General features: G+C 37.8%; 8 protein-coding genes. 7 read left to right on the top strand and 1 reads right to left on the bottom strand.

The window, feature by feature from the left end:
• Window positions 1–436: 436 nt before the first annotated feature.
• Window positions 437–1,153: a vanadium-dependent haloperoxidase gene (locus Q1B07_RS16745; protein WP_299092327.1), complete on the bottom strand. Its 717-nt coding sequence runs from the start codon at window positions 1,151–1,153 to the stop codon at window positions 437–439.
• Window positions 1,154–1,547: 394 nt separating this feature from the next.
• Here Q1B07_RS16745 and Q1B07_RS16740 point away from each other — a divergent pair, with 394 nt between their 5' ends.
• From Q1B07_RS16740 to Q1B07_RS16710, 7 genes are all read left to right on the top strand, one after another.
• Window positions 1,548–2,480: a 1,4-dihydroxy-2-naphthoate polyprenyltransferase gene (locus Q1B07_RS16740; RefSeq protein WP_299092328.1), complete on the top strand. Its 933-nt coding sequence runs from the start codon at window positions 1,548–1,550 to the stop codon at window positions 2,478–2,480.
• Between the two features lie 74 nt (window positions 2,481–2,554).
• A complete protein-coding gene (locus Q1B07_RS16735) occupies window positions 2,555–2,917 on the top strand; it encodes a VOC family protein (RefSeq protein ID WP_299092330.1) in 363 nt (120 codons plus the stop codon).
• A 171-nt stretch (window positions 2,918–3,088) separates the two neighbouring features.
• A complete protein-coding gene (locus Q1B07_RS16730; protein WP_299092332.1) occupies window positions 3,089–3,619 on the top strand; it encodes a sigma-70 family RNA polymerase sigma factor in 531 nt (176 codons plus the stop codon).
• A complete protein-coding gene (locus tag Q1B07_RS16725) occupies window positions 3,606–4,259 on the top strand; it encodes a hypothetical protein (RefSeq protein WP_299092334.1) in 654 nt (217 codons plus the stop codon). The genes Q1B07_RS16730 and Q1B07_RS16725 overlap by 14 nt, the downstream gene beginning before the upstream one ends.
• Window positions 4,260–4,497: 238 nt before the next feature.
• A complete protein-coding gene (locus Q1B07_RS16720; protein ID WP_299092335.1) occupies window positions 4,498–4,989 on the top strand; it encodes a matrixin family metalloprotease in 492 nt (163 codons plus the stop codon).
• Between the two features lie 15 nt (window positions 4,990–5,004).
• The gene (locus Q1B07_RS16715; protein WP_299092337.1) at window positions 5,005–5,586 is read left to right on the top strand and encodes a hypothetical protein; all 582 of its coding nucleotides are present in this window, start codon (window positions 5,005–5,007) and stop codon (window positions 5,584–5,586) included.
• A gap of 203 nt (window positions 5,587–5,789) precedes the next feature.
• Window positions 5,790–6,353 (top strand): GNAT family N-acetyltransferase, encoded by a 564-nt coding sequence (locus tag Q1B07_RS16710; RefSeq protein WP_299092338.1) that lies wholly within the window; start codon window positions 5,790–5,792, stop codon window positions 6,351–6,353.
• Window positions 6,354–6,658: the final 305 nt, after the last annotated feature.

Below are 6,658 nucleotides of genomic sequence, written 5' to 3'. Positions count from 1 at the left end.
GTTGAGTCATCGATCGATGGCTTGTTTTGCTATGCCCATTTTTTAACTGGGTGCCCAGAGTATTCATTTCAGACTTATAAACCTCCTTTTTAAAGGAGATAGTAATCAATTAGTTGATTAACACAATAGTTAGTCTAAAGGTGAAATGTGTCAGGTAGATGTCAAGTAAAGATTTTGTGAAAATAATTTGGTTTTTGTAAATTTCTTTAGGGAAGAAGTGGGAAGAAGAGGGGAGAGAAAATGGGCTGTTCCATTTTCTCGGTTTTTCTCTGCCAGGAAATTATAAATTTCTTGAACTGTGGATAAGCGCTTCGACATCCAACTCCAGCGCCTAGCCCCTCTAGGGTCTAGGCAATTTAGAATTGAAGGCAAAGATCGCCTTCTATTCTAAATCGTCTTATTTGCCCTAGGCTGAACGAGGCGCTTGCACTTTTGTTCATAAAGCATCATTTACATTTTGTGTCCTTAAAAGGCGTACAACGATATTCCCAAGTTGCCTGCCTAATCTTAATCCTTCATCATTATCTATTTTAAAATGAACACCGGCGTACAAACGTGACAGGGCGCATCCTTCCATCACCTTTTTAATATTTTCGGCCTCTGGCGGGAAGAAATAGCTTAAGATCGACTCAGCAGATCCTGCAACAGTGGCGTGTGCAGAAGGGTAGGCTGGAAAACGCGGTGTTGTCAATACAGGAGAAAGGTTCCTGCCATATTGATTCGGTCGTGCCACATCCCAAAGATACTTAAAATACCAGGACATCACAAAGGCATCATTAACAGCAGCATGAAAATATCCAAGTGCTCTGGCAAGATGCGGAGAGCCTAGCCGGTATTTTTTTGCAAAGCTGAAAATCATTGGTATCATGTTCTCCGTTGCTTCGACCGTTCCCCAGTATTGTGCGAGGCGGATTTGCTGAGGTGTTAACGATGCTAAAGTTTGTTCAACAATCGATAACTCCTTACCCCAATCAATCTCAAGAGGATGTTTAATTTGCCAATGAATCCGTTGCCCAAAGGGATCAAGAAATATATTTTTTCCTTGTCTCTTAATAAAAAACATCGGAAAATAAGCGGGAGCCTGATAAGCCTTAGGCGGGGTTTGCTCTCCTTGATAAGGATACTCTGACCACCTTCGATAATTTGTCCTCATAACAACCAGCCCTTTCAATTTTCTACTTTTTCAATATGAGAAGGGGGAAGAAAATATAACATGAAATGTCGTTTAAGTAGGAGAATGAGTAGTCACAGAACAGAGGAGTGGTTCAGGTTCAATTAATGAGAAGAGTGGTTCAATCAACAGAATAAGTGGTCGCAGAACAGGTGAATGGTTCAAAAAATCGGTAAGTGGTTCAATAAAAAAGAGAAGCGGATCAATTAATGAGAGAAGTGGTTCAAAAAAGAGGAGCCGTGGTTCAATCCCAAAGAACTCAGGGATAGTCCCAAAGTTTTGCTATTCTTAGCTTTGCGGCAATATCTTCTTTTTTAATGAACATACAGGTATAATGAAGTCAGTTAGATTTATTTTTATAGAAAGGAAAAGATTAATGAGTCAGGAGAAATTAAAAAATCATAAACATACAGGAGAACATAGTACAGGAAAAGTATTATGGCAATTAACTCGTCCTCATACATTAACGGCTTCATTTGTACCTGTCTTAATTGGAACGGTTTTAGCGATGTTTTATGCGGAGATAGATATTTGGCTTTTTATTGCGATGCTTTTTTCTTGTCTTTTTATTCAAATTGCTACGAATTTGTTTAATGAATATTATGACTTTAAACGCGGGCTTGATACGGAAGACTCTGTAGGTATTGGAGGAGCGATCGTACGTCACGGGATGCAGCCAAAGACGGTGCTGCAATTAGCGTTAGCTTCATACGGAATTGCATTATTGCTAGGCGTCTATATTTGCAGCAATAGCAGCTGGTGGTTGGCTGTGGTTGGACTTGGAGGTATGGCGATTGGATACCTGTACACAGGAGGACCTTATCCAATTGCGTATACACCTTTTGGAGAACTATTTGCAGGGATTTGCATGGGTTCATTTTTCGTACTGATTTCTTTCTTTATTCAAACAGGCATGATCAATACACAAAGTATTTTAATCTCCATTCCGATTGCGATTCTTGTTGGTGCTATCAATCTCTCGAACAACATTCGTGATATAGAAGAGGATATAAAGGGCGGACGCAAGACGCTAGCGATTTTGATGGGACAAAAAAGAGCCATTTATTTCTTGGCATTTTTATTTGTTCTGGCTTATGTATGGATTACAGGTTTAGTCATTACGACGAATATAAGTCCGTGGCTGTTTCTTATTTTCCTGAGTATCCCAAAGCCGATTCAGGCTATACAGGGGTTTGTACGCAGAGATAATCCATTGAATATGGTGATGGCGATGAAAGCAACTGGCCAAACGAATACCATTTTTGGCTTTCTGCTCTCAATTGGCTTATTTATAAGCTATCTTTTGTAACATTACAATCCAATGACCCTCCTGTTAATTCTAAATGGGTTATAATGGAGTTAATTTAAAATGGGGGAATGTAAATGATCATCGGATTGCATCAAGCACAAATCACGATTCCAAAAGGTGCTGAGGAAGAAGGGAAGAATTTTTATTTTCGTATCCTAGGATTAAAGGAAATTGAAAAGCCGGACTCCCTTAAAGGAAGAGGAGGGTTTTGGCTGCAAGTTGGGAATCTTGAGGTACATGTAGGAACAGAAGAAGGCTTTGATCGATTCACAACAAAAGCCCATTTAGCCTACGAAGTAGAAGATGTGTCATATTGGAGAAGAGTATTAGAGAAACATCATATAGAAATAATCGACTCTGTTCCGATCCCTAGTTATGAACGCTTTGAATTTAGAGATCCTTTCGGTAACCGAGTAGAGATGATAAAAGAAATGTAAAGTGAGAGCGCTGATTATGCATCAGCGCTCTTTTTAAGATATAAAAAAGCCTCTGTGAGGAAATTTTATCCTATTATAAGAGTAACTAACTTAAAAAAATTTTTTAAATTAAGATGAACTTTTAAGGTGTTTGCATTATCTAACGTGTAGGAACAGAAGGGAGGGTTCTTGTTGTCAGACTATAATAACGTCATAAGGGCGCAAAAAGGTGATAAAGAAGCATTTAGCCAGCTGATAAAAAGTCATCAAGCACAATTGTATCGTATCTCTTTATCTATTTTAAGATCAGAGGTTGAATGCGAAGATTCGATTCAAGAAACGATTTTAAAGGCGTTTGATTCAATCAAAACCTTAAGAGAACCAGATTATTTCAAAACTTGGATCATACGTATTCTCATAAACGAGTGCTATGCGATTTTACGAAAGAAGAAGCGAGTGATTCCAACTGATACGTGGGAGGATTATCCTAGGGTTGAAAAGGATTACCACCATGTTGAAATACGGGATGCCGTCAACAAACTGTCAAATGAATTACGTACCGTTATTGTTTTATTTTATTTCGAAGATTTATCTATAAAGGAAATTTCTGATATTGTGGATATACCCGTAGGGACTGTCAAAACAAGACTTCACCGTGCAAAGAAACAGTTGGAAAAATCCTTGAGTTCGGAGAAAGGAGTGGATATACATGAACAAGCTTGATGAGCAATTATCCAGATTAAAAGAGGAGCACCTTAAAATTGAGGTACCAGATTCTATTTCTACTAAAATCGATCAAACACTTGCAAATTTACCACGGAAAAACTCAAAAAGGATAAAATATAGTATCTCTTATTTGATATCGGCTGCAATATTGATGATTGGATTATTTACTGGAACTTATTACATGGTCAATCAACCATCGGAAACAGAAATTATAAACATGGATGTGGGTTATGAAGTAGATGTAAGTGATCCTCGTAAACTGGTAGGTTATGCCGATCATGTATTTATTGGTAAAGTCATCGAACAAGCTGGGACAAAGAAAATCAGCGGGTTTCCAGAAACCCAATTCAACGTAAAGGTGCTCGAAACGATTAAAGGTGATTTAAACGGAACCATTATCATCAATCAGAATGGCGGCTATGATGGAAATCAATTAACGGTTATAAATGGAGATTCCCTCATAAAGCCTGGAAAAACTTATTTGTTTGCAACAAAATACCTTGAATCAGAGAATTGGCATACGTTGGTGCCTGCTTATGGTGATGTATTAATAGAAAATGAGGAGAAGCAGAAAGAGTTAATCGAAACCTATAAAAAAGCGTATGAAAATCAAATTCCTTATAAGATTGAGCCTTGAAAAGCAAACAGTCCAGCTTCTTTGGTTGGACTGTTTTTTTATGTAAAAAGCACTACAAAATTTGGACATTTTGAGATATTATCCTTATTTTTCAATATTTTACAATTAATCAGGATATGTGATGAAATTTTTGAATACTGTAAACAGGTGATAAAAAGAGAGGGAATTATTTTACATAGTTTTCAGTTTCTTGTTATCACTAAAAGCATACAAAAATGATCAAAAGGAGAGGGATGAAATGAAGGCAAAGCTGTACACCCTTGTCATTGGTGCTTTAGTTTTTACGATGCTGCTAGTTCCAACTAGTACGAAGGCTCACTTTTTAGGTTATGACTCTGTTGATGATGGAGAAATTCGTTATGGTGACGAGACTGGCTACAATAATGCGATCAGTCATGCTCGCAGTCAGTGGAATAGTGTCGGCAGAATTAATATCGCCCCAGACGACTCTTGGGTTTATGAAGATGTCACATATATGAGCACAACCAGAAATGACGTAACATGGGCTGGTTTATATACAAATACATCAGGTGCAGATGAAATCTATTTCAACAAGAAATATATGGTGCCTTATGGGGATCGTAAAGAAGAAATTGTCGGCATTCATGAAACGGGGCATGCGCTAGGTCTTGCCCACAGTTACTCAGGTCAGGTTATGGCCAAATATGTCAGCGACATGGCCCATACACCGCAATCACATGACAAAAGCGATTACCGCAGTTTATGGTAGGGAGGGGAAAGGATAATGAATAAAAAAGCTCTCATGATAACAGCAGGCATCATCCTTGCCTTAGTTGGTATTTTTTCTTATGCTAATGCCAATTCATTTAAGGATCAAGCTCTTGAAAACAAACAAGAGCCAGAAACGGTTATTGTCCACACAACCTCTGCCCTTGATTTGTCTGATCGTAATCAATTAGTTGGCTGGGCCGACAATGTATTTGTTGGAAAAGTTGTAAAGAAAAAAGGCTCAAAAAAATTAAACACATTACCCGAAACGCAATTCGCTGTTGAAGTAAAGAAAAATCTTAAAGGCGAATTGACTGGTACCATTGTTGTCAACCAGCAAGGTGGCTATGATGAGGAAGAAAAGAAAACGTACGTTATTGAACATGATAAGCTTTTAGAGGAAGGAAAAAAATATTTATTCGTTACGAAACACAACAAAGAACAGAACTTCCATACCCTTGTTCCGGAATACGGTGACCTTCTCATTGAAAATGATGTAAAATATAATAAACTAGTAAAAGAGTTTAAAACAGTTTCAACAAAACAAGTTCCATTTAAGATTGATCCAGGACCTGGGCCTGATACAGGTAATAATTAATTTATAAGTTTTAGGAAGACCGTTATTCTTGGCGGTCTTTCGTATTGAAACTCGTTCAATCTCAAGTTGATGAAACAGGATTACTGATCATTGTCCTATCCACTTTTTTAGGAATAGACATGGTCTTAATTGAAATAGGAAACCCAGTAGTTGACTGAAGCTTTCAATGAAGCAGTAACATGAGATGATGAGGTGAGATCGGCTTGAATCCATTGTTAATTGATGTCCCTGAAAAAGTTGAAACAGAACGATTACTCATTCGGATGCCAAGGCCTGGGGACGGCCCTGAGGTATATCGCGCGATTCAAGCGTCTATCAATGAATTAAAGCCGTGGATGCCATTTGCCCAATACGAGCAAACGGAACAGGATGTAGAGCTTAACGTCAGAGAGGCACATATAAATTTTTTGAAAAGAGACGATTTGCGCCTTCACGTCTTTTTAAAAGAAACGGGTGAATTTGTGGCTTCGTCTGGATTACATCGAATCAATTGGTCGATTCCCAAATTTGAAATTGACTACTGGATTGATACTCGTTATAGCGGAAAAGGTTATATGACAGAGGCGGTTCAAGGTATTACCGATTTGGCTTTTCATAAACTAAATGCAAGAAGGCTAGAGAGACGCTGTGATTCAAATAATGTCAGAAGCAGAGCGATACCGGAGAGATTAGGGTTTACATTAGAAGGAATTCTAAAAAATGATGGAATATCACCAGGAACACAGGAATTAAGGGATACTTGTGTTTTTGCAAAATATAAGGGATAGATTAAGAGATTTTTTACTAGAAAAAACAGCTTAGGTCTTCGAAGGAAGATCCTTTTTCAAAAGGAAACTATAAAATTTTAACATAGTTTTTGTGTCTAGCTCCTGCTCCTAGCCACTTGAGGTCATAAGCCAATTTAGAATTGAAGGGAAAGAACGCCTTCTTTTCTAAATTGGCTTATTTGTCCTAGGCTAATCAAGACGCTTGCGCTTTTCTCATGTGATTGGAAAAATAGATAGGAAGGGCTATGGTGCAATATGGTAAAATAAAAGGAATAATAGAGGAAAAGTAAAATTCATAGCTTTTC

Source organism: uncultured Metabacillus sp. (assembly GCF_947503125.1).
GTDB lineage: Bacteria > Bacillota > Bacilli > Bacillales > Bacillaceae > Metabacillus.
This window is presented reverse-complemented; position numbering and strand designations above follow the sequence as displayed.

Coding starts and splice junctions, on each gene's coding strand:
- Q1B07_RS16745 (WP_299092327.1), bottom strand. CDS start 1,153: ATGAGGACAAATTATCGAAGGTGGTCAGAGTATCCTTATCAAGGAGAG.
- Q1B07_RS16740 (WP_299092328.1), top strand. CDS start 1,548: ATGAGTCAGGAGAAATTAAAAAATCATAAACATACAGGAGAACATAGT.
- Q1B07_RS16735 (WP_299092330.1), top strand. CDS start 2,555: ATGATCATCGGATTGCATCAAGCACAAATCACGATTCCAAAAGGTGCT.
- Q1B07_RS16725 (WP_299092334.1), top strand. CDS start 3,606: ATGAACAAGCTTGATGAGCAATTATCCAGATTAAAAGAGGAGCACCTT.
- Q1B07_RS16720 (WP_299092335.1), top strand. CDS start 4,498: ATGAAGGCAAAGCTGTACACCCTTGTCATTGGTGCTTTAGTTTTTACG.
- Q1B07_RS16715 (WP_299092337.1), top strand. CDS start 5,005: ATGAATAAAAAAGCTCTCATGATAACAGCAGGCATCATCCTTGCCTTA.